Annotated in this window: 21 protein-coding genes and 2 tRNA genes; 5 read left to right on the forward strand and 18 right to left on the reverse strand. The window is 57.3% G+C overall.

Annotation, left to right across the window (positions count from 1 at the left end; genetic code table 11):
• Positions 1-9 precede the first annotated feature (9 nt).
• Positions 10-2,703: a valine--tRNA ligase gene (locus IEW73_RS13115; RefSeq protein WP_188675903.1), complete on the reverse strand. Its 2,694-nt coding sequence runs from the start codon at positions 2,701-2,703 to the stop codon at positions 10-12.
• Between the two features lie 128 nt (positions 2,704-2,831).
• Here IEW73_RS13115 and IEW73_RS13120 point away from each other — a divergent pair, with 128 nt between their 5' ends.
• Together IEW73_RS13120 and IEW73_RS13125 are read left to right on the forward strand one after the other, a co-directional pair.
• Positions 2,832-3,182: a hypothetical protein gene (locus IEW73_RS13120; RefSeq protein ID WP_188675907.1), complete on the forward strand. Its 351-nt coding sequence runs from the start codon at positions 2,832-2,834 to the stop codon at positions 3,180-3,182.
• 68 nt (positions 3,183-3,250) lie between these two features.
• Positions 3,251-4,222, forward strand: a complete 972-nt coding sequence (locus IEW73_RS13125; RefSeq protein WP_188675910.1) for a pirin family protein — start codon at positions 3,251-3,253, stop codon at positions 4,220-4,222.
• A gap of 78 nt (positions 4,223-4,300) precedes the next feature.
• Here the strand turns inward: IEW73_RS13125 and IEW73_RS13130 are convergent, their stop codons facing one another.
• Entirely contained in the window at positions 4,301-6,364 is a 2,064-nt protein-coding gene (locus IEW73_RS13130; RefSeq protein ID WP_188675913.1) for a S9 family peptidase, read from the reverse strand.
• Positions 6,365-6,427: 63 nt separating this feature from the next.
• Here IEW73_RS13130 and IEW73_RS13135 point away from each other — a divergent pair, with 63 nt between their 5' ends.
• A complete protein-coding gene (locus tag IEW73_RS13135; protein WP_188675916.1) occupies positions 6,428-7,273 on the forward strand; it encodes a GNAT family N-acetyltransferase in 846 nt (281 codons plus the stop codon).
• On the opposite strand, the gene mobA is transcribed toward IEW73_RS13135, so the two are convergent.
• The 7 genes from mobA to IEW73_RS13170 all read right to left on the reverse strand — a co-directional run bounded on the left by mobA (position 7,252) and on the right by IEW73_RS13170 (position 13,140).
• Positions 7,252-7,860, reverse strand: coding sequence for a molybdenum cofactor guanylyltransferase (mobA, locus tag IEW73_RS13140; protein WP_188675919.1), 609 nt, complete (start codon positions 7,858-7,860; stop codon positions 7,252-7,254). The genes IEW73_RS13135 and mobA overlap by 22 nt on opposite strands.
• Positions 7,861-7,863: 3 nt before the next feature.
• Positions 7,864-8,325, reverse strand: a complete 462-nt coding sequence (aroQ, locus tag IEW73_RS13145) for a type II 3-dehydroquinate dehydratase (protein WP_188675922.1) — start codon at positions 8,323-8,325, stop codon at positions 7,864-7,866.
• 2 nt (positions 8,326-8,327) lie between these two features.
• A complete protein-coding gene (gene clpX, locus IEW73_RS13150; protein WP_188675925.1) occupies positions 8,328-9,608 on the reverse strand; it encodes an ATP-dependent Clp protease ATP-binding subunit ClpX in 1,281 nt (426 codons plus the stop codon).
• A 306-nt stretch (positions 9,609-9,914) separates the two neighbouring features.
• The gene (locus IEW73_RS13155; protein WP_229676004.1) at positions 9,915-10,568 is read right to left on the reverse strand and encodes an ATP-dependent Clp protease proteolytic subunit; all 654 of its coding nucleotides are present in this window, start codon (positions 10,566-10,568) and stop codon (positions 9,915-9,917) included.
• 127 nt (positions 10,569-10,695) lie between these two features.
• Complete coding sequence (locus IEW73_RS13160) at positions 10,696-11,283, reverse strand: ATP-dependent Clp protease proteolytic subunit (RefSeq protein WP_188676933.1); 588 nt, start codon at positions 11,281-11,283, stop codon at positions 10,696-10,698.
• A gap of 238 nt (positions 11,284-11,521) precedes the next feature.
• Positions 11,522-12,946: a trigger factor gene (tig, locus tag IEW73_RS13165; RefSeq protein WP_188675928.1), complete on the reverse strand. Its 1,425-nt coding sequence runs from the start codon at positions 12,944-12,946 to the stop codon at positions 11,522-11,524.
• Positions 12,947-13,066: 120 nt separating this feature from the next.
• A tRNA-Pro gene (locus IEW73_RS13170) sits at positions 13,067-13,140 on the reverse strand.
• A 128-nt stretch (positions 13,141-13,268) separates the two neighbouring features.
• Here IEW73_RS13170 and IEW73_RS13175 point away from each other — a divergent pair.
• Positions 13,269-13,339: transfer RNA gene (locus IEW73_RS13175), tRNA-Gly, on the forward strand.
• A gap of 392 nt (positions 13,340-13,731) precedes the next feature.
• Here IEW73_RS13175 and IEW73_RS13180 read toward each other — a convergent pair.
• From IEW73_RS13180 to IEW73_RS13205, 6 genes are all read right to left on the reverse strand, one after another.
• On the reverse strand, positions 13,732-14,526 hold the full coding sequence (locus IEW73_RS13180; protein ID WP_188675931.1) for an Fpg/Nei family DNA glycosylase: 795 nt from the start codon (positions 14,524-14,526) through the stop codon (positions 13,732-13,734).
• 33 nt (positions 14,527-14,559) lie between these two features.
• Positions 14,560-15,033, reverse strand: a complete 474-nt coding sequence (locus IEW73_RS13185) for a ribose-5-phosphate isomerase (protein ID WP_188676935.1) — start codon at positions 15,031-15,033, stop codon at positions 14,560-14,562.
• A 49-nt stretch (positions 15,034-15,082) separates the two neighbouring features.
• Positions 15,083-15,694, reverse strand: a complete 612-nt coding sequence (locus tag IEW73_RS13190; RefSeq protein ID WP_188675941.1) for a mycothiol-dependent nitroreductase Rv2466c family protein — start codon at positions 15,692-15,694, stop codon at positions 15,083-15,085.
• A 111-nt stretch (positions 15,695-15,805) separates the two neighbouring features.
• Positions 15,806-16,711 (reverse strand): SGNH/GDSL hydrolase family protein, encoded by a 906-nt coding sequence (locus IEW73_RS13195; protein ID WP_188675943.1) that lies wholly within the window; start codon positions 16,709-16,711, stop codon positions 15,806-15,808.
• Between the two features lie 153 nt (positions 16,712-16,864).
• Positions 16,865-17,461, reverse strand: coding sequence for a GNAT family N-acetyltransferase (locus tag IEW73_RS13200; protein ID WP_206050463.1), 597 nt, complete (start codon positions 17,459-17,461; stop codon positions 16,865-16,867).
• A gap of 384 nt (positions 17,462-17,845) precedes the next feature.
• Positions 17,846-18,658, reverse strand: a complete 813-nt coding sequence (locus tag IEW73_RS13205) for a class I SAM-dependent methyltransferase (RefSeq protein WP_188675947.1) — start codon at positions 18,656-18,658, stop codon at positions 17,846-17,848.
• Positions 18,659-18,838: 180 nt separating this feature from the next.
• Between IEW73_RS13205 and pepN the strand changes: the two genes are divergently transcribed.
• On the forward strand, positions 18,839-21,409 hold the full coding sequence (gene pepN / locus IEW73_RS13210) for an aminopeptidase N (protein ID WP_188675950.1): 2,571 nt from the start codon (positions 18,839-18,841) through the stop codon (positions 21,407-21,409).
• An 89-nt stretch (positions 21,410-21,498) separates the two neighbouring features.
• On the opposite strand, the gene IEW73_RS13215 is transcribed toward pepN, so the two are convergent.
• The 3 genes from IEW73_RS13215 to IEW73_RS13225 all read right to left on the reverse strand — a co-directional run bounded on the left by IEW73_RS13215 (position 21,499) and on the right by IEW73_RS13225 (position 22,926).
• Positions 21,499-22,008 carry a DUF5130 family protein gene (locus IEW73_RS13215; RefSeq protein ID WP_188675953.1) on the reverse strand — a complete coding sequence of 170 codons (510 nt, stop codon included), beginning with the start codon at positions 22,006-22,008 and terminating at the stop codon, positions 21,499-21,501.
• Positions 21,968-22,192: an aa3-type cytochrome oxidase subunit CtaJ gene (gene ctaJ / locus IEW73_RS13220; protein WP_229676005.1), complete on the reverse strand. Its 225-nt coding sequence runs from the start codon at positions 22,190-22,192 to the stop codon at positions 21,968-21,970. The genes IEW73_RS13215 and ctaJ overlap by 41 nt, the downstream gene beginning before the upstream one ends.
• A gap of 77 nt (positions 22,193-22,269) precedes the next feature.
• Positions 22,270-22,926, reverse strand: a complete 657-nt coding sequence (locus IEW73_RS13225) for an HNH endonuclease (protein ID WP_188675959.1) — start codon at positions 22,924-22,926, stop codon at positions 22,270-22,272.
• Between the last annotated feature and the right edge of the window lie 100 nt (positions 22,927-23,026).

Below are 23,026 nucleotides of genomic sequence, written 5' to 3' on the forward strand. Positions count from 1 at the left end.
GCTCCGGATTCATTGCGCACCAAGTGCGGCGAGACGGTCGCCAATGCGCTTCACTTCTTCGTGAGCGATTTGTTGACGTTGTTTTATTTTGTCCACCACATGGTCCGGGGCTTTGGCAAGGAATGCTTCGTTGCCCAGCTTCGCTGACGTCGTAGTAAGTTCTTTTTCGGCCGCTGCGAGGTCTTTCGCTAGACGTCGTTTTTCGGCCTCGATATCCACTGTGCCAGACGTATCGACTTCCACCTGCAACGTCGTGAGGCTGGTGCGGACTTCAATAGCCGCGCTGGAAGTGAAGTCGGGTTCCGCTGACGTCAACCGAGCGAGGTTCAACAGATAAGGCTCTAGAGTTGCGAGATCAGCAGCATCGAGCCCGACGATGCGGACGGGCACCTTTTGATTCGGCCTAAGCCCCTGATCAGAGCGGAATCGGCGAATCTCAGTCACGAGGTGCTGGAAGTCCGCGATCCGTCGTGACGCCACGGTGTCGCCTGGGACACTCAGCCCGGTTGGCCAGTCCGCAATAACCACAGATTCTTTGCCCGTCAGTTTTGTCCACAGAGTTTCTGTGACAAACGGAATGACGGGGTGGAGAACGCGCAATAGGGTGTCAAGCACCGTACCGACGACAATCCTGGTGTTTTGCGCGGTCTTTTCGTCACTGAATTGGACCTTAGCGAGTTCGATGTACCAGTCGCAGAACTCATCCCATGTGAAGTGATACAACGCTTCACAGGCCTTGCCAAACTCGTACCGCTCAAAGGCTGCGTCCACATCGTTGCGAACCTGTTCGAGTCGGTCCAAAATCCAACGGTCAGCATCGGTCAGCTCATCGACGGGTGGAACTTCGCCCGAGATCGCACCGTTCATCAGAGCGAAACGAGTCGCGTTGAACAGTTTGGTTGCGAAGCTACGGGCTGCCTTAGCTAGGTCCTCACCGACCGGCAAATCTGCTCCGGGATTTGCGCCGCGCGCGAGTGTGAAGCGCAACGCATCTGCACCGAATCGATCAACCCAATCGAGTGGATCAATTCCATTGCCCTTGGATTTGGACATTTTTCTACCGAACTCGTCGCGAACCAGCCCGTGTAGAAATACGTCGTGGAACGGCACCTTGCCCAGGGCGGAATCGCCACCAGCGGGATTGGACGCACTATCTTCGGCCACAAAACGACCGAACATCATCATCCGGGCGACCCAGAAGAACAAAATGTCGTAACCGGTCACAAGAACACTGGTTGGGTAAAACTTGTCGAGTTCATCGGTCTTGTCAGGCCAACCCATTGTCGAAAACGGCCACAGTCCCGACGAGAACCACGTATCGAGCACATCAGGGTCCTGCACATAGCCATCTGGAGCTGACTCATCCGGCCCAACACAGACGACTTCGCCCTCAGGTCCGTACCAGATTGGAATCCGGTGTCCCCACCACAATTGGCGTGAAATACACCAGTCGTGCATATCGTCAACCCACGCAAACCAGCGAGGTTCAAGACTCTTGGGGTGGATGACGGTGTCGCCATTGCGCACAGCATCACCAGCCATCGCGGCAAGGGTCTCAACTTTGACCCACCACTGCTTCGACAGTCGTGGCTCAATCACTTCTCCACTGCGCTCGGAATGGCCCACGCTGTGGACGTAGGGTCGTTTCTCGGCAACCACACGACCCTCACGTGCTAGGCGCTCGCGAATCTTGGTGCGCGCTTCGAAACGGTCCATCCCATCAAATTCAGTGCCCGTACCTGCGATGCGTGCACGCTCGTCCATAATCGTTGGCATCGGCAGGTTGTGGCGGAGGCCGATTTCAAAGTCGTTCGGGTCATGCGCCGACGTGATCTTGACGGCCCCGGAACCGAAGGACGGATCAACATAGTCGTCAGCCACGATGGGGATCTGGCGCTCCGTGATCGGGTGGAGCAGCGTGGTCCCGATCAGGTGTTGATACCTCTCGTCTTCGGGATGCACAGCAACCGCGGTATCCCCGAGCATTGTTTCCACACGAGTTGTGGCAACGATGACGTGCGGTTCGTCGTCGTTGAGGGAGCCGTAGCGCAGCGAGATTAGTTCGCCATCTACTTCTTCGTGTTTAACCTCAATATCCGAGATCGCGGTCTGTAGAACGGGCGACCAGTTAACGAGGCGCTCAGCGCGGTAGATCAGACCAGCGTCATAGAGGTTCTTAAAGATTGTGTGGACTGCACGTGACAGACCGTCATCGAGCGTGAAGCGCTCACGACTCCAGTCCACCCCGTCCCCAATGCGGCGCATCTGTTCCATGATGGAACCGCCCGATTCGGCCTTCCATTTCCACACCCGCTCAATGAATGCTTCGCGCCCCATGTCGCGCCTACTGCCACCTTCGGCGTCGAGTTGCTTCTCGACGACCATCTGCGTTGCGATACCCGCGTGGTCCATACCGGGGAGCCACAGCACTTCGAAGCCCTGCATCCGCTTGCGTCGGCACAAAATGTCCATGAGCGTGTGGTCAAGCGCATGCCCCATATGCAAGCTGCCGGTGACATTGGGTGGCGGCAAAACAATCGAATAACCAGGCTTATCGCTCTTAGGGTCCGCCGTGAAATAGCCGGCGTCGACCCACCGTTGGTACAGCTCTGCCTCAACACTCTGCGGCTCCCACGACTTTGGAAGCTCATCGGCTGGCACTGGCTCGGAGGATGCTGTGGGATCTGGCGCTGCACTGGTCACCCCGCGATTCTAGGGAACATGTCCCTTCACCGTCACATCTGGTTCGTTTGCGCCTCACTAGCGACGCTGCACGATCGCCGTCGCACCCTGCTCTGCCAACTCCAAAAATGTCTACTACGCTGTGTCGTATGGACATCGTAATTGGCTTAATTCTCGCCCTACACATCCTCGGCGTTGTCGCACTGCTCGGCGGCGTTCTATACCAAATGAAGGCAATGAAGGCTGGTGAAGCCAAGTTCATACCCGGCATGCTTCATGGCGCATTCACCATGCTCATCACCGGTATCTTGCTCGTCGGATTAAACGAAATGGCCGACTACGACCTCAACCACATCAAGATCGGTGTCAAAACACTCGTCCTGCTAGTCATCACCGCCCTCGTCTACATCAACCGCGACGCACCAAAGGTGTCCAACGCAATCTTCGGTGCAGTCGGCGGACTTACGGTGGTGAATATTCTTCTTGCCACCATGTGGTGACTCTGACGCTGTCACTCGCATCGAAAACTATGATCGAGTGACAGCCCACAGAATCCGGAGGCAACACCGTGAGCAACACCGAAACAGCCCCGACGGAACTCACCTGCACCACAACCACAGCAAGCTCGACTGTTGAGATCCTCACACCGCGCGATGTGCCGCTCGGTGGGCCCCGCGCCATGCAGGTTCGGCGCACACTTCCCCAGCGTCGACGCTCGTTCATCGGCGCCTGGTGCTTCGCTGATCATTACGGCCCAGACGACGTCAGCGAATCCGGCGGGATGGATGTGGCCCCGCATCCCCACACTGGGCTGCAGACCGTCAGTTGGATTTTCACCGGCGAAATAGAGCACCGCGACAGCGGAGGGGTGCACGAGTTCGTGCGGCCGGGAGAAATCAACCTCATGACGGGTGGACACGGTATCTGCCATTCCGAAACTTCTACCGCCAACACCCGAGTTCTCCACGGAGTCCAACTCTGGGTTGCGCTACCTGATCACGCACGCAACGCGCCGCGCAACTTTCAACACTTCGCGCCCGACGTGATCGAAGTTGACGACGCGAAAGTTCAGGTATTCCTTGGCTCCCTTGCCGGGTCGGTATCGCCAGTCGAAACCTTCACGCCCCTGCTTGGCGCAGAAATCAACCTCCCTGCTGGGGGCACAATCAGTTTCGACATTAACGCCGAGTTCGAACACGGCATCCTCGTCGATGCCGGATCCGCAACGGTCGAGGACACAACGATCGGTTATGCAGAACTTGGATACTTCACCCCTGGTCGTACAACTCTCACCATCGCGGGAGCAGCCGACCAACCGAGCCGTCTCATCCTGCTCGGTGGCACCCCATTCAACGAAGAAATCATCATGTGGTGGAACTTCGTCGGACGTACCCATGAGGAAATAATTGAGTTCCGCGAAGCGTGGGAAAACGAAACCGACCGATTCGGCGCAGTCGAAGGCTACAAGGGAAAGGTGCACAGGCTACCCGCACCCGTGTTGCCTAATGCTCAACTAAAACCACGACGCAACCCGAGCTGACCTAAACCCCTGCGCGACCCAGATCGGGGGAATGTCACGACGCTGAAAAGCCCACGGCACTCCCCCGACCTGCGACCACTAGTCGTCAGTAGCTAGTTCCACCCCGAGGCTTTGCGGCAGTTCTAATGGCTGACCCAGCACCTTTTCGGACAGGAACGCAAAGATCGTTTCGTACCAGACCTTTGTGTGCTGCGGGCTTAAGATCCAGTGGTTCTCACTGGGGAAATACAAGAACTGGTGCTCAGACACCCCGTGATCATCCGCGGGTAGCCCAGACTCAGAGTTCAGTTCGTACCACAAACGCAGCGCTTCACCGATCGGAACTCGGTAGTCCTTGTCGCCGTGAATAACCAGCATCGGTGTGACGATGTCAGCCACATATAGGTGCGGGGAGTTTTCCACCGCCATCTCTGGGGTCATTTCGCGCGCCCAGTACCATGCTGCGTCGGTCGTCGGACCAAACTGGTCCAACGCCCACAGGCTTGCGTGCGTGACGATCGCTTTGAAGCGATCAGTATGGCCAGCAATCCAGTTCGCCATATACCCGCCGAACGATCCCCCAAGCGCAGCCGTCCGCGTTTCGTCAACCTCGGCGAGTTCCTCGGCGGCATCGGTCAGTGCCATCAGGTCGGTGTACGGGGTTTTGCCCCACTCACCCCAACCTCGTTGAATGAATTTGCGACCAAACCCTGTCGACAAGGCGGGGTCGGGCAGGAGCACTGCATAGCCCTTCGCCACCCATAGCCACGGGTTCCACCGCCACTGCCAGGTATTCCACGACCCAAGTGGCCCGCCGTGAATCAGCACGAGCAATGGTGCGGGGTTGTCAGAATCGGCGCTCTCTGGAAGTGCAAGCCACGCACGCACAGGTGTGCCGTCGGAGGCGCTGGTGATCACTTCTCGCACAGAACCGGGAACAGCGGGCGTTTCGGTGGGACTCGACAGAAATACCATCTCACCGCTAGCAAGGTTGACCCTCACAGGCACCGGCGGAGATGCAATCCCTGCTCGCAAGGCGTAGAAACAATCGCCGTCGGGAGAAACGCATATATCGCTATACGCAGCGTCATCCGTGGTGAGGTGACGAACTTCCGCGGCTGGGTCGGTGGCAGAGATCTCAAAGACGTGAGCTCGGCTGTAGTGGTCCGCAGTGGCAAGTAGCCCGCGACCATCGGCCAACCAATTCAGGGAAGTCGGCCAACGATCCCAACCCTGGGCAACCTGTGTACGCCCCCCTGTCGCAATGTCGTAAATGTGGACGGTGACGTCAGGTGCGACGTCTGGCAAGGCATGACTTTCGCGCACATACGCAATACGTCCACCATCCGGCGAGACGCGCGGCATACCGAAGTCCGCGTCGTTTTCTCTGGCAATCACACTGCGCTCATGAGTGTCCGTATCAAACCGCATCAACTGTGTGCGCGTCACACCAAGAGGTCCAGCCTCGTTCCACGTCGTCACGAGAAAAGCACCGTCTGCGCTGAGATCCACCGAGGCTTCTCTCAGAGCTGCAGCGTGTGCGCTTCGCTCAAAGACTCCGTCGCTGCCACCAACTTTGAAACCCGGAACTTCAGGCCCAAGGTCATGGTCCCAGAACCGCACGGGATAGCTGGTATGCAGAATTGCCGAGATCTTGTTCTTCTTGCGCAGATCGCGAAGCTTCTCGTCATCCTCATCTGAACTCGCCGCGGAGAACGACGGCGCACGGAGAAGAATCCGATCGGCTCGTCGCGCGGACAGCACTGAGTCGATCCCGAGAGGTGACGTAGCGAACTCTGCTGCTTCACCACCACCCGCCGACAGCTTCCAGACGCTCGCGGGGTCATCATCCGATTCTCCGCGTGCAGACAAAAACAGGATGTCACCCTCGGGAGTAAAGGCTGGGGCGCTGTCCCCACGGCGACCACGCGTCAACTGCTGCGCACGCTTCTCGCCTGCCGGATCAATTTCCCACAATGCACTGGTGTACTTCGTTGCATCGTCTGAAAGTGTGCTGACACTCGTCACCAACCGACGCCCGTCGGGCGACAAGGTAAGCCCGCTCAGCCTCGGGATTCCTACGAAATCATCTAGCGAGTGGAAAGGCGTGGCAGTGGAGTTCGCATCGGTCACAATGATGTTGTTACCACGTCGGTGCGACATTGCGCCTAGTGATATGGATCGCTCGCCGCCCCGACTACCCGCCAATCGACGTACAGTAGCGCCGTGAGCACTGGTTTCTCCCCTGAGCAGAATGCGAGATCAACTCCAGCTTCGGCAGAGTTCGCTTCCGCGTTCGCAGCACTCGCAACACCTGAACGGGTCGAGTTGCTGCACACGATTTCCCTATCTAGCAGTGGTATTTCCCACCGCCAAGCGATATCGAACGGCGCCACCGACGAGGACATCCAGGCGCTCGCCGTGTCGGGGCTCATCGGCGTTCGCGATGAAATCCTCACCGTGCGCACCGAAGCTTTGCCCTCAACTCAGCTCATCGTGGATATCCTCTTGGGGCTCTCTGCGATACCGACTGCGTCACTCACCACTGTCAACCCCTCTATTGTGGTCCGCAAGCTCACCGCAGACGATTGGGACGCTGTACTGCGCATCTACGGTGAAGGAATCGAGGCTGGCAACGCCACGTTCGACACAGCAGTACCGGAGGCGTCAGTTTTCGATCACCGGTGGCATCCCGAGCATCGATGGGTGGCGCAAATAGGCGGACAAGTGTGCGGTTGGGCCTCTGTCAGTCCAACGTCAGTTCGCGACTTTTTTTCTGGGGTTGTCGAAGTGTCCGTGTATGTGGGGCGTGAAGCCCTCGGCCGCGGAGTGGGCAAGGTACTGCTGAAGCACCTCATCGAGCACGCTGACGCCGCGGGCTTGTGGACGCTGCAATCTTCGATTTTTCCGGACAACACGGCTAGTTTGGCGCTGCATCGGTCCGCCGGGTTCCGGACCGTGGGTGTTCGCGAAAAAGTCGCACGCCTGCATGGTGTGTGGCGCGACACGATCATTGTGGAGCGCCGTAGTCCCACTCACTTTCAAGGGGATTACGAACGAGCGTCGCGGTAGTCATCCGGGGTGTTGAGGTTGCGCAGCTGTGATTCGGCTCCTGGCACCATTACGTACTTGTGTTGGTGCTGAGTGACGAAATTGTTGAGGCTTCGCATTCCTGAGCTGACTGCGTTCTCCGCAGATTCTGCGAGTGTGAGCTTGTAGATTGCCGCGAGCGGCTGAGGGAACGTGCCATCATGCGCAGCCACAATGTCGATGCTTGGTTCGATTGCGGTGACCAGCGCGTCGATAAGGCTGGGTTCCAGGAAAGGCATGTCGACTGCACAGACGAAAGCCCACTGTGCACCGCCGTCATGTGCACCGCCGTCATGTGCACCGTCGTCATACGCTGCGCGCAAGCCCCTCGCGAGCCCGTGTAGCGGTCCGTAGTCTGACAGCGTGTCAGACACGATCGTCGCGCCTGTTTCCGGCACTGCGCGACCATCTGCCGTAACGACGTATACCCGGGGGCACGCCGATTTCAGCATCGTGACGCTGTGTTCGAGCATGGTGGAGCCGCGCCACGGAAGCGTTGCTTTGTCTTGCCCCATCCGCCGAGATTTACCGCCAGCGAGGATGACACCGGCCAACCGTACAGGGGTCACAGGCTATGCAGTGCGCGTCACGCGGGCGAGGTATTCGATTGCAGCGAGGTAGCCGTTAGTTCCTAGGCCACAGATAACACCCGTTGCGATTCCGGAGATGTAGGAGTGGTGTCGGAACTCTTCTCGCGCGTGCACGTTACTGATGTGCACTTCGAGGACTGGTGCTTCCACGGTGACAAGTGCATCGCGCAATGCAACAGAGGTGTGCGTGAAGCCGCCTGGGTTAATGATGAGACCAGAGCAGGATTCACGTACGGCGTGGATGGCATCAATCAGCACACCCTCGTGATTGCTTTGCCGGAAGTCCATGTCAAAGCCGTGCACGCTTGCGGTCTCTGCGCATTGCTGCTCGAGGTCTTCGAGTGTGTCATGACCGTAGATTTGCGGTTGACGCTTCCCGAGCAGGTTCAAGTTCGGGCCGTTGAGCACGACGATCGTGCCGTTGGCGGTGTTGTCGAGCGCCACGCCTATGCCGATTTGTCGCGTCGTTCGGGGTCTTCCGCCCGACGTGGGACGATCGTCGGGTTGACATTATCTCGCACTGTCGCCCCGGTGATCACTACCTTTGCGACGTCATCACGACTTGGAATGTCATACATGACGGGCAGTAGAGTTTCCTCCATGATTGCGCGCAATCCACGTGCACCGGTCCCCCGGATGATTGCCTGGTCTGCCACAGCATCCAACGCATCCTCGGTGAACTCCAACTCAACACCATCCATTTCGAACAATCTCGTGTACTGCTTCACGAGGGCGTTCTTTGGCTGGGAAAGGATTTCAACAAGCGATGCCTTGTCGAGGTTGGTGACAGAAGCAACCACGGGTAGTCGACCGATGAATTCAGGGATGAGTCCGAATTTGATGAGGTCTTCAGGCATGACATCGGCGAAGTAATCCGCGGTGTCAATTTCTGCCTTTGACCGCACTTCTGATCCGAAACCGATGCCGCGTTTTCCAACCCGGTCGGAAACAATCTTTTCAAGACCGGAGAATGCGCCCGCGACGATGAACAACACATTGCTTGTGTCGATCTGGATGAACTCTTGGTGGGGGTGCTTACGACCGCCCTGCGGTGGGACGCTCGCCTGGGTGCCCTCAAGAATCTTGAGGAGGGCTTGCTGCACACCTTCACCCGAGACATCACGCGTAATGGAAGGGTTCTCACTCTTCCGCGCGATCTTGTCGACTTCGTCGATGTAAATGATGCCCGTTTCAGCGCGTTTGACATCGTAGTCCGCTGCCTGAATAAGCTTGAGGAGAATGTTCTCGACATCCTCGCCCACATACCCTGCCTCTGTTAGCGCTGTCGCATCCGCAATCGCGAAGGGAACATTCAGCATTTTCGCAAGCGTCTGAGCTAGGTAAGTCTTACCGCAACCTGTTGGACCGAGCATGAGAATGTTGGATTTTTGAAGATCCACGTGCTCATGGCGCGAATCGCGGGCCTTCTCACCAGCCTGCACGCGCTTGTAATGGTTGTAGACAGCTACAGCGAGATTTCTTTTAGCCTTGCCCTGGCCAATGACATATTGGTCGAGGAATTCATGAATCTCTGCTGGCTTGGGAAGTTCATCGAGCTTGACCTCGTTGGTCTCCGCGAGTTCTTCCTCGATAATTTCGTTGCACAGATCAATGCACTCGTCGCATATGTACACACCCGGCCCTGCGATGAGCTTTTTGACCTGCTTTTGGCTCTTTCCGCAGAAAGAGCACTTGAGAAGATCGCCCCCGTCGCCGATGCGCGCCATATCTGTGCTCCCTAATTCCCAATCTCGCCGTTATGCCACCACGCTCTAGCAGATGCTGGCTCGGCGGAGTTGACTAGCATCCATCTGACGGTACTCGCGTTCGACGCTGTAGGTCTAGGACATTCCCCGCCAGCAGCAAGTGCTTGCGCACCTGATGAGCCGCAGCTCCGATATTTCAGCGCCGCTAATTCCACCGAAGTTAGAAACCTAGCGTCACTGTTCGATACCAATTTGCTCGGTATCTGCCGAATTCCGGCGTGTCGTCCCAGCATACCGCTAGGACGACTCACCGATGTGTTGAATTTGTCACTTGTTGTTCAAAGACAGCTTGCGGTACTCGAGCACGTTGTCGATGAGGCCGTATGCCTTCGCCTCTTCAGCAGTCAGAATGAGGTCGCGGTCGCTGTCCTTACGGATCTGCTCCGGGTCCTTTCCTGTGTGGCGCGCCAGCGTGGTTTCCATTTGCTGACGCATCCGCTCAATTTCCCTAGCCTGGATCTCTAGGTCAGAAACCTGGCCTTGGATGCCACCTGTTGACGGCTGGTGAATCAAGATGCGGGCGTTCGGCAAGGCCATCCGCTTACCTGGCGAACCAGCGGCTAGCAGGATCGCGGCAGCGGAAGCTGCCTGGCCGAGGCAAACCGTGGTGATGTCGGCACGCACGTACTGCATCGTGTCGTAGATCGCCATCAACGCGGTAAAGGACCCACCAGGCGAGTTGATGTACATCGTGATGTCACGGTCCGGGTCCTGGGACTCCAGCACTAGCAGCTGGGCCATAACATCGTTCGCTGATGCGTCATCAACTTGCACGCCTAGGAAGATGATCCGCTCTTCGAAGAGCTTGTTGTACGGGTTCGATTCCTTCACACCGTAGCTTGAGTGCTCCACAAACGACGGAAGGATGTATCGCGCCTGGGGCCCCATGTTCTGGGGCAACTTGTTGGGGTTGACAGTCATGGCTTCTCCACAGATTATTCTTGGGCTTATGGCTGGGCGGTGGGGCTGCGCTGGGATTAAAACTCAGCGCCGAAACTGGACAGCGTCCAAAGGAACTTGCCTTCAGACGAGTTAACGTCCTCAGGAGTTAACGTCCTACGCCACCAGATTGCCCTGCGCGACTGATGACATGATCGACGAAACCGTAGTCTTTCGCCTGAGCGGCGGTGAACCAGCGGTCGCGGTCGGAATCTGCAGTGATCTGCTCAACTGACTGACCAGTGTGAAGCGCGATCAGCTCAGCCATTTCACGCTTGGTGAGCGCGAATTGTTCAGCTTGGATTGCAATATCTGCTGCAGTGCCACCGATTCCCGCTGATGGCTGGTGCATCATGATGCGGGCGTGCGGTAGTGCATAACGCTTGCCTTTAGCGCCTGCCGACAGAAGGAACTGCCCCATCGATGCGGCAAGTCCCATCGCGTACGTTGCTACGTCGCATTCGGCGAACTGCATTGTGTCGAAAATGGCCATTCCCGCTGAAACTGAGCCGCCAGGCGAGTTGATGTAAAGAGAAATGTCGCGGGTCGGGTCCTCAGCGGAAAGCAACAGGATCTGCGCGCACAATTTGTTTGCGATCTCATCGTCAACCTGGGTTCCCAGAAAGATGATTCGTTCCTGCAGCAGTCGCTCGTACACCGAGTCGCTGAGGTTCATGCCGTATGTGCCTGAACGCATCACTGGTTTGAGCGCGGGAGTGTGCACGGTCACTGGGGCCTGCCTTCCGGATACCTGAATGTTGTACCGGGGACCCTGAACTTCGCCGCAATTCGGTGGGCTGGTGAGGCTTGCCCGCCGTGTGACTTCGCTTCAGGGTTTCCCCGTTGAAAAACTTACTGACACCGACACTAACGAACTAGGGCGGCGCCAGTATCCCGGCACCGCCCTAGTTCGCTGTAAGCGTCAAGAAATTGTGTTACTTGTCGCTTGAACCATCTGTTTCTGTCTCTGCAACCTCAGCTTCATCAGTGGAATCTTCGTCAGACTCCGACTCATCACTGGGTAGTTCGTCATCCTCTACTGGTGCACCGAAGTACTCGGTTACATCAATAGCGTTGCCGTTCTGATCTTTGACGTTCACGGCGCGGATAACCTCAAGGAGCGCCTTAGTGCGGCGCGCATCAGCAAAGATGGTGGCAAGACCATTTGGCTGCTGCTGGATCTCCTGAATGAATTGCTGTGGCTCCATGCCGTAACGCTGCGCTTCAGCGAAAATCCGCTCGAAGAGCTCTTGCTGACCCACAGTGATTTCGTCTGCGTCGGCAATCGCGTCCAGAAGCAGTTGCGCACGAACTGCCTTTTCAGCTGCTTCGCGGGAATCCTTGTCGAACTCTTCGCGTGTCTTGCCTTGCGCTTGGAGCAGACGGTTCAGAGTTTCTTCATCGTTGTCCAACGACTGCAGCGCACTGTTGAGCTGTTCTGCAACCTGCTGGTTAACCACGTTCTCCGGAGCTGGCAGGTCTACCGTGTCGAGAAGAGTCTGCAAAACCTTGTCACGAATTGAGTTTGTGACCTGGATCTTCTTCGTCTGCTCGGCCTTCTCGCGAAGGTCTGCACGGAGTTCCTCAACTGTGTCGAACTCGCTCGCCATGGCGGCGAAGTCGTCGTCAACCTCGGGAAGTTCGCGGACCTTCACAGAGCGAACTGTGACAGCGACGGTGGCATCTTCGCCAGCAAATTCTCCGGCGAGAAGTTTGGTGGTGAATTCTGCAGTCTCATCAGCCGCGACGCCAACGATTGCCTCGTCGAGACCCTCGATGAGCTCGCCTGAGCCAACCTCGTGTGACAAGCCTTCAGCTGTCGCATCGTCGACGGGCTTGCCATCAACAGTTGCTGACAGGTCTAGCGTGACGAAGTCACCGTTCTCGACGGTGCGATCGACAGGCGTAAGGGTGCCGAACCTCTTGCGGAGTTCGTCGAGTTGGTCCTCGACGTCTTCGTCAGCGGCTTCAGCGACCTCGACGGAAACCTCAACAGTGTCGTATGCGGGAAGTTCAACTTCCGGCCGCACATCAACCTCTGCGGTAAACGCGTAGTGATCGTCCTCGATGCCCGTTACTTCAATCTCGGGTTGACCGATCGCCTTGATGTCCGTTGTCGAAACAGCTTCGGAGTAGCGGCCTGGAACAGAGTCGTTGATGACCTGCTCTAGAACAGCTCCACGTCCGACGCGTGCGTCGATAATGCGGGGAGGTACTTTGCCTTGACGGAAGCCTGGAACACGGATCTGCTGAGCCAACGCCTTGTAGGCGCGATCAAAGTCCGGTTTCAACTCCTCGAACGGCACCTCGACACTGATACGTACTCGCGTCGCGCTCAGCTGCTCGACGGTGCTTTTCACGGACATGCTCCTGACTGAATTTTCGACTCGTACTTTGGATGGCTCATTCTGGATGGCACTACACAAGCGAATAGTGACCATGTCCCCAGATCGCCTCTCGACGACCTGGGGGCCACACAGTCGGGGTGACAGGATTTGAACCTGCGACCCTCCGCTCCCAAAGCGGATGCGCTACCAAGCTGCGCTACACCCCGTTTGCTTCAACACGAGAGACTACATTGAATCATCTCGCCGTGGCTGCCGGGACAATGCTACGTGGTCGGCTTGCCGTTTCCAAAGCAGGTTCGGTACAGTCACTCATCGCACACGTTAGTTCGTGTTTGCGGGTGTAGTTCAATGGTAGAACCTCAGCCTTCCAAGCTGATGGTGCGGGTTCGATTCCCGTCACCCGCTCTCCGAGGGCCGTAACTGTTTTCGCTGCTTGCAGCACAGTTACGGCCCTATTTTTATTGGCCCATTTAGGCGTTTTCCTGCTGAAACTCGCGGTTTTGTATACCGACCATCACATTCCCCGAGCGAGTCTTGGCTACAAAATTGCTCGCATCTCTTCGTTGTCTTCGACTGCATTCGGCCGTCATCGGTAGGCGCCCCAGGCCCGCGTGGGCACGATTCTTCACCCCAACAGCTCTCTAAAATGTGAGATAGAACACAGCAGGAGTGGCGTTTATGGCGCCGAAATCGGCCGAAAATTGGCTGTCAGGCCGCTAGTTTCGCCCGCATGTTTTTCGAAAACGCCGTTCTGGTGCGTACCTCTTGGGCCGAATTTGAGTTCCAGACGGCAAAAGTCAGCACTGGCAGGTCGGACACCAGTACAACTTCCGACCCTGGACCGTGTTTTGCATGATCTGAGTTCCGCAAATTCTGCAGGGCTCACCTGTTCGGCGGTAGACATATGTCCTCGGACGCCCCGGCTCATACGCTCCCGCGCCGTGATCGTGTTCATCGCGGACTGTGATCATGCGACCTTGTTCCACCCCGACGGGCAGGAGTGCGCAAATGTCGCGCCACAACGCATCCCATTCACTGCGCAGCAGCGAACAGCCTGGGCGATCCGGTGCAATCCGTTGTCGGAACAAGATTTCTGCTCGATAGACATTTCCGACCCCGGCAAGCACCTTTTGATCCATCAACAACACGGCAATCGACGCCTTGGAACGGGCCACCCTCTGCCAAGCGACCTCGGGATCGGCGTCCGCCCGAAGCGGGTCTGGGCCTAACCGTGCGAATAACGCTTCCACTTCAGCCGCCCCGACGACCTCACAACGCGTTGGCCCCCGCAGATCTGCGCCCCATTCGGCGTTCGATATCCGCATTCTTACCTGCCCCACAGGCGGTTCAAGTGGTGCCGGTTCTAAGGAGAATGCGCCATAGAGACCAAGGTGGATGTGAACTGACCTGCCACCTTCGTAGTGATGCAGCAGATGTTTGCCCCATGCTTCAGCGGTCAGGAACTTGCGATCTGAGACGAGTTCCGCCCCTCCGGTGAAGCGCCCCTGAGGACTACTGACCGTGACGGGGCTCCCGCCGAAGGCCAATCGATGTTGGCGGGCTAGACGGTGAAGGGTGTGCCCCTCAGGCATCGCCGTGAGGGGCCACTACAGACAGTGTTGTTGTCACGCGCCGGGGACGACAGGTGCGACACCGGACTTTTCATAGTCAGCGAGAATGTCGATTCGCCTTTGGTGCCGGTCTTCGTTTGACCACTCAGTGCCGAGGAATGCTTCGACGATGGCGAATGCTTCTTCCTTGCTGTGCATGCGTCCGCCGAGGCCGATAAGTTGCGCGTTGTTGTGTTGCCGCGCCAGCTGAGCTGTTTCAACACTCCACGCGAGTGCGCAGCGCGCCCCTGGGACTTTGTTCGCCGCGATTTGCTCACCGTTGCCCGAGCCGCCGAGCACAATGCCCAGGCTGCCTGGGTCTGCAACCACTTTGCGGGCGGCATCAATGCAGAAAGCTGGGTAATCGTCGAGGGCATCGTATTCAAACGCCCCACAATCAGCTACTTCGTGCCCCAGCGAGGTGAGGTGGTTTTTGATTTCGTTTTTGAGTTCGAAGCCGGCATGGTCGGCACCAAGGTAAACGCGCATAACAGCGATTCTGTCAGGTTTGCTGTCAATGTCACGCACTGCCTCGTCTCTAATCGAAGGTAGGGCCTTCGCTTCGGCTCCGTTTGAGCTCAAAAAAGTGCGGGTACGAGGCAAGCGCCACTGTGCCGTCCCATATTTTTCCAGCGGTTTCGCCTCGTGGGATTCGGGACAGGACAGGTCCGAAGAACGCGGTGTCGTTCACGTGAATTGTGGGTGTACCTACGTCGTCCCCGACTTTATCCATCCCTGCGTGGTGGCTTTCACGCAACGCCTTGTCGTATGCCTCCGACGTTGCAGCTTCCGCGAGTGACGCATCGAGACCCACCTCAGTCAAAGACTCTGCGATAACTTGTGTGCGGTCCCGCATCTGTTTGTTGTGGATTCGGACACCCATCGCGGAATAAAGCGGTGCCAGTACGCCGTCACCGTGTTGTTGCGCCGCTGCTATCAAAACCCGCACAGGGCCAAGGGTGGAACTGATTTTGTCCCGGTATTCCTGGGGAAGATCTTTGTCTTCATTCAGCAAATACAGGCTCATGACGTGGAAGTTCACGTCGATATCACGCACTTCCGCAGCTTCAAGAATCCATCGAGATGTTACCCAACACCACGGGCAAGCAGGGTCGAACCAGAAATCAACACGATCACGTTGCACAGTCACAGAATGTTCCTCAGGGTTGCTGATAGGACGCTTATGTCAACACGTCGGCACCCAAGATCATTCCAGCGATCGCTGCCTGGCACTCGTTGACGATCCCCACTCGCGGATCCGCTAGCGCACTCGCCGTCGGAACTCCTTCTTGATTTCTTCTTTGAAAATCTCCGCGAAAGCTGCGTTTCCATTGTTGTTGGGGTGCATGCTCAGCGATGTGGACGTAGTGACATTGCCTTCGTACCACTTGCGGTGCCGTGGTTGGCATGCGTCGTGCCCCACGCTGTGGGCTGCAAGGTCAACATAGTTGACTCCCGCATAGCGGGCAGCTGCGCGGATGATGTCATTCATATCGTCCTGGTATTGCGCAATAAACGCCGCATCCTCATCACTGGCGGGCACTTCTGGCCAGCATCCCCCGTCACCCACTGTGCCGCCGTGGCTGGCGAGAAAGATGAGCGCTTGGGGTGCCCTGGCGCGCAACTCCCCCAGCAACCGGTCTAGCCGAGGGCGGAGTGGTCGCAACGATTCCATTGCAGCCAACCTGGTCTCAGGGTCGTTCCGACATTCGCGGTCGTCGCCTTCTTCCCGGGTGAAACACCGCCGAGCGATGTCGTACCACCGAACGTCGTTTCCACCGATGCTGATGGTGATCAGCGTCGTTTCCGACGTCACCGAATCAATCTGCAGCGGGCGCCCGCCACCGCTGCGGGTTTCCTGTGGGGTGTCGATGATGTTCTCAACTTTTGCGCCACTGCACGCTGCGAAGAGGAAGAACTCTGGTTGCAACCACTCCGAAATGAGCCTCGGGTAGGAGGCCGCGGTGCGCCCACAGCTGTCGTTGAGGAACCGGAGAGTTGATGGACCTGCAGCCCGCGAGTCCCCCAGTGCAACATAATGCTCGCTCGTACGCGGGGCGCTCGCTGCGGGAATAAGCATGGCAGCAATAACCACGATGATCACAAGTCCTATGAGGCGAACTACGCGACGCCATGATGCACGGTTCAACTCCCGTTCCCCCCGCATCTACACAAGACTCCTCCGATTGGTACTGCTGTATTCGCTGCCTTTCCGAAGCTCTAAAGTACACATCCGAACTGGGTTACGCAGCGGGGCAACGATGGCCTCTCACTCGGTAAACCCAATTGGGCACAGTTACTTTGCCGCGAGACAGAGAACCTACTGTCGCTTCGGAGCGCGCCACATGCACCACAGCGGCGGACCGTCCGGGGGCGAGATCGTTTTTGTTAACGCGAAACCATGACGGGCGTACAGGTCGCGATTACGCTCACTCGTCGCTTCGAGGTAAGCGGGCATGCCATCTTGGTCGCACCTGTCGAGCATGGGTTGCATCAAAGCTGAACCAATCCCGCGGGATTGCCACTCCGGGCGAGTTCCGAGGAGCCACAAGTACTGGTGTGGTTCGTGTGGGTGGTGGGCATCCATCAGTGCTAGCAGCGTGAAAACACGCTCGGCGAATTCGCCCGAGATTCGGCCGATCTCCTCCGCCAAGAGTTCTTCGTTCAGTACCGATTCTGGTGGGATCCACACGGCCCCGCCCACCGCATCCGCAACGGTATAAATTTCGCCGAAGGGCAAGGTCTCGTTGACTATCGAGCGGAAATTCTGAGGCAGTATTTCTGCCCTGCGAACGGCATCGGGATAGCACCACGACATAACAGGGTCTGCATTAAAGGAAGCTGCGAGCGTTTCCGCGAGAGGCAGCGAATCTGATTCAGTTGCGTGGCGCACTGAAGAGGTGATCGACCGTTCCACGATGACCCCCTTGTCGGAATGGGACTTCGCGATCGTCTATACCCATTCTTACATCTAGCACCGCAATGGGAGAAGGGGCCAGCAACAAGCGAAAGTGAAGATAATCCGGCCTGACCGCGTTCGATTGCCGCGAGCAGGCCGGATTTTCCCGGGCCCCCACAATACAGCTGCGGGTCCGCCAAGTGGGCTGGCGCTCCTGCGCGGCACCTTCACTAGACGCATCGCCGATGTTGACTGCACATTAAGTTGCAGGCACCCCTCGCGGTGGCGATCGCATCGCTGCAGCTTCTATCTTCGCACGTCGGACAACTTTATTTGAGTACACCGCCAGATTTTGTGAGTCGATTCACCGGCAACGGGCGTTTTGTGTAGTTTTCCGATCCGCTACACCACTCCCGTAGCAACAAGTGTGGTTGCATCCACTGTGGTTACTCCGCGGGCATGAAGTTCGGCGATAAATGCACCCTTGAACTGTGTTGCGGTCTGTGCATCAAATCCCATTACCGCCCCCCGCATACCGCTACCCAGCACCATGTCCCAGGCAAACGCCTCTGTCATAGGGATGAGGTTCGACAATGTACGTACTTCACTGTCATACACACCGACCGTTGCCAACCAGTTCCGCAATGACTCAGGCTCGTCAATACGTCGGATCGCGTCAGCCCACGGCGGTTTGCGCGCAGGCTCGTTATCGTTGGCGAAGCGTCGAACTATGTCACCGAACACCGTGGCGAATTCCTCCATCGCTCCCCTGCGCCAGACCGTCAGCCCGACTCGGCCACCTTTGCGCACACGCTTCACCATTCCGCCGACAGCAGCATCCATGTCCGGCAGGAAAAAAACTCCATACGAGCACGCCAAAGCGTCATAAAGGGGCGCAGTACTATCCCAACTAGCGATATCTGCGGTATGGAACTTTATGTTGTGCAGCCCACGTTGTTGGGCATTCTTTGCGCCGACGGCCAGAAGTTCCCCGGCGAGATCCACCGCATCAACATGCCCTGTTGGTCCCACTGCCATCGCCGCAGCTAAGGCCGATGCGCCCGTGCCGCTACACACATCGAGTATCCGTTCACCGGGATTGATGCTCAGCTGGTGGATCAACGCATGCGACGCCGGTCCCCACACCGTCGGCGTGAGCCGGTTGAAATCAGCGCTCGTAGAATTGAACACATTGGCCAACGCAAAATCGTCCATCGCTTCACCGTAGTTCACCCCCAAGCGAAAATGTCGTGTCCCTTTTTCCTGTTAGCGGAATGTGCCGCCACACGCCGATTGGGGGCTGCCGAGCTGTCATTTAAAGCGCATGATGGGTGTCACTCATGGGTAACCACTCCCTGGCACCTGCAATGAACGATTATCGGAAAGGCAGTTTTTGTGGCAGCCCCGAACTTAACTCGCGACCAGGCACGCGCACGCGCCGCTGATGTCAAGGTCGACAACTATACGATTGAAGTAGATCTCACCGACGGCAACGGAAACCCGAGTGAGAAGACGTTTCGCACAAAAACGACAGTGACATTCGCAGGTACGCCCGGTGCCTCCACGTTTGTCGATTTGATTGTCAAGACAATCCACCATGCGACTTTGAATGGAAACGCTGTCGACGTATCCGCCTACGATGATGCGCACGGGTTGCCACTCCCTGAGTTGGAACAGAACAACGAACTCGTCATCGACGCAGAGTTCCTTTACTCGCACACTGGCGAGGGGCTTCATCGGTTTGTCGACCCGACGGACAACGAGGTGTATCTCTTTTCGCAGTTCCAGACTGCAGATGCTAAACGTGTGTTCGCATGCTTTGACCAGCCAGACATCAAAGCGACATTTGATGTCTCTGTGACGGCCCCTGCGCATTGGGCGGTCATCACCAACGGCGCGGAGATCAGTCGTTCAGGGCTCACGCGAACATTCGCACAGACTCCACGGATGAGCACGTACATCGCCGCATTGGTAGCTGGTCCGTATTCTCAGTGGACTGATGTTTACCGGGATGAGCATGGAGAAATCCCGTTGGGGATCTTCTGCCGCGCCTCGCTTGCCGAACACATGGATGCCGACCGGCTTTTTACTGAGACTAAGCAGGGGTTTGAGTTTTACCACCGCAATTTCGGTATCCCCTACCCCTTCGGCAAATACGACCAGTTGTTTGTTCCCGAGTTCAACGCAGGCGCCATGGAAAACGCGGGTGCGGTGACCTACCTTGAGGACTACGTATTCCGCAGCCGCGTAACTCGATCACTCTATGAGCGTCGTGCAGAAACAGTGCTTCACGAGATGGCGCACATGTGGTTTGGCGATCTCGTGACAATGGAATGGTGGGATGACCTGTGGCTTAACGAGTCATTCGCCACCTTCGCCTCAGTTTTGTGCCAGGCCGAAGCTACCGAATACACTAACGCGTGGACGTCGTTCGCCAATGTTGAAAAGGCTTGGGCTTACCGTCAAGATCAGCTTCCGTCGACCCACCCCATCGCTGCGGATATACCCGATGAAGAGGCGGTCGCCGTCAACTTTGACGGCATCACCTACGCCAAAGGCGCCAGCGTTCTGAAACAGCTCGTCGCCTATGTTGGCCTCGAAGATTTCCTCGCCGGGCTCCGTGCGTACTTCAAGGAGCACGCATACGGCAACGCCACCTTTAGTGACTTGCTGACAGCACTCGAGGCAGCATCGGGCCGCGATTTGTCCGACTGGGGAAATCAGTGGCTAAAGACCACCGGCCTCAACACGCTGCGACCTGAATTCACGGTCGACAGTGATGGCAACTTTGCGTCATTCTCGGTTATTCAAGGCGGTGCTCAACCGGGCGCCGGAGAAACACGGACACACCGACTCGCTGTGGGCGTTTATGGCGACGACGGTTCCGGCAAGCTTGTTCGCATTAACCGGGTGGAACTCGACATTTCCGGCGACAGCACCGACGTTCCTGACCTTGTCGGAACTCCACAGGGTGAGTTAGTGCTGGTTAACGACGATGACCTCACCTACTGTTCGCTGCGTCTTGACGACAGTTCGTTGACGACGTTGATCGACCGTATCGGCGACATTGCTGACTCGCTTCCCCGCACTTTGGCCTGGTCGGCGGCCTGGGAAATGACCCGGAATGCGGAAATGCGGGCACGCGACTTTGCTGCGCTTGTAGCGCGCGGAATTGGCGCCGAAACCGAGGTTGGTGTTGTGCAACGCCTACTTCTCCAAGCGGCCACCGCTATTGGTTCTTACGCCGAACCGGATTGGGCGAACTCAACTGGGGCGCCTGAATTCGCTGACATGCTGTTGCAGCACGCCCGCAACGCCGAGGCTGGATCTGATCACCAACTCGCTTTCGTAAACGCACTCTGCGCTGCGAAGCTTGAGGCCCGTCACGCTGATGCGGTGAGCACTCTGCTCAACGACGGACCAGACGCTGTCGACCTTGCAGGTCTTGTTGTGGACACTGATTTGCGTTGGCGCCTCATCCAGGCGCTCGCCGCTGCAGGCCGGATCGATGCCGAATCGGAAGCTACCCCCCGCATCGATGAGGAAATCGAACGAGACAACACCGCCACAGGTGCTCGACAAGGCGCCCAGGCTGCGGCGTTGCGTCCGCTTCCCGCAGCGAAGGCGCACGTGTGGGACCGCGTCGTCAACGATGACAGCACGTCGCACACGATGGCCCGCTCCATGATTGCCGGTTTCTCTCCAGTCGGACAGGCGCACCTTCTCACTGACTACGCTGACAAGTTCTTCGCCGCGATCCCTGACATTTGGAAGAACCGCAGTGGCGAAGTAGCTCAGACAATCGTCACAGGCTTGTACCCAACCTGGGACATCAGCGTGGAGGGTCTTGAGCGGGCCGACAAGTTCCTTGCTGGCGAGCATTCCTCCGCATTGCGTCGGCTTGTGCTCGAAGGCCGAGCAGGAATTGAGCGTTCTTTGAAAGCACGCGAATTTGATGGCTCGTAAATAACTAGGCAACGACTGAGGGGGTCACCCACTGGTGGGTGACCCCCTCAAGCCTGCCGCATACAACTATTGCGACACAAAACTACAGGTCAAGCTCGAACCGGAGTGGTCGCTGCAGCCATAACTTTCACTGCGCTCACAAGTCCATCAAGCAGATGCCCCTCACGGAAGGACGGTAGCGCTGCAGTGATGCCGAGCTGGCAGATCCGATCAGTCGCTTTGTGTGCAACTGCTGATCCGGACACAACCTCGATCTTCCGTTCACCTGGGGATACCGAAATAAGCACCGAATGCGCGCTATCGTCCAGGCTGTCAAGAAGCTCAAACGCGGTGTCGTTCGACTCAGCGCCGAGGTCACCGAGATAGATCGTGAAGTTCATTCCTGTCGCCCGAGTTGCATTGACGAGTGCCTCATCGAGCCGGATTCGATCAAACTTGTCGAACGGCAACTTGTCGACTGGCTCATCTAGGAAACGAACCGCAGAAATACGCCCACTAGCGGTGTGAACTGCACCGAGCGGAAGGTTTTCTGGGCGGACTGTGGTCTCAATTGCGACCTCACCATGTTGCACTTGCGGATCCTCCAATCGGCTGCTCATCGGCGTGGCTTGCATGGCCATGACCATGTTCTTCTACAGCGCTCCACCAGATGGGCCCATACGGCCATGGATCGCCGAGCTTATAAGGCTCAGGCTGGAGCTTCGGCTTCACGACCAACAGAGGAAGCCCAAGAATGACAAAGATCGCCGCTGGGGCCACCACAAATAGCAGGACAGTCTCCATGATGCTCACCCTTAAAAAGGTAGTCGAAGCCAGTTTGGTGATGTGCAGCGGGTCCGGTTTTTGGTATTACTCGCGCCCTACGCTGACACCAATGCAGGAACATAATGTGACCAGACTGGGTCAAAGGCACGAATCTTCGACACCAAATGCCAATGTTTTCCAGACGGAGCACGCAATGGAGTAGCCAGCGTCCAGCCAATTTCCCCGAGCAACTTATCGGCTTTGCGGTGGTTGCATTTTGCGCAGCAGGCCACACAGTTGTCCCACGTATGGGTACCTCCACGGCTGCGCGGTATCACGTGATCAATGGTTTCCGCCTTGCCTCCGCAATACCCACACCGGTTGCGGTCGCGTTGCATCAGCGCCGCACGAGTGAGCGGAACGCGTGCGATATAGGGAACCCGAACGTACACGGTCAGGCGAATGACTGACGGCACTTGAATCTGGTGCCCCGCAGAGTGGACTATCGCACCTCGCGGATCCGAGTGGAGCACTTCGGCGCGGGCGCGTAGCAAGAGAATGACAGCCCGACGAGCTGACACTGTTGTGAGAGGCTCGAAGCTGGCGTTGAGGAGAAGCACCCTCTTCGTGGTCCAGTTCGGGGCTGATGGCGGCGAGGACTGTCTAGTCTCGTCCGCGCAGTCGAGAAGAGTGGCCCGCGGCGCGCCAATGTTCTGGCCACCGCCGGGCATGGGTTGTCGGTGGTGAACCCGGTTTGGTCGATGCTTGCTCATACAGCCTCCCGAACGTGCTGCTTTCCAGTGAACACGCTGAGCGCCTCTTGTGCACGATCTTTTTTGGCATCTAATCGGGAAGTATCTATGAATTTTTGAT

The organism is Hoyosella rhizosphaerae (assembly GCF_014643175.1).
Classification (GTDB): domain Bacteria; phylum Actinomycetota; class Actinomycetes; order Mycobacteriales; family Mycobacteriaceae; genus Lolliginicoccus; species Lolliginicoccus rhizosphaerae.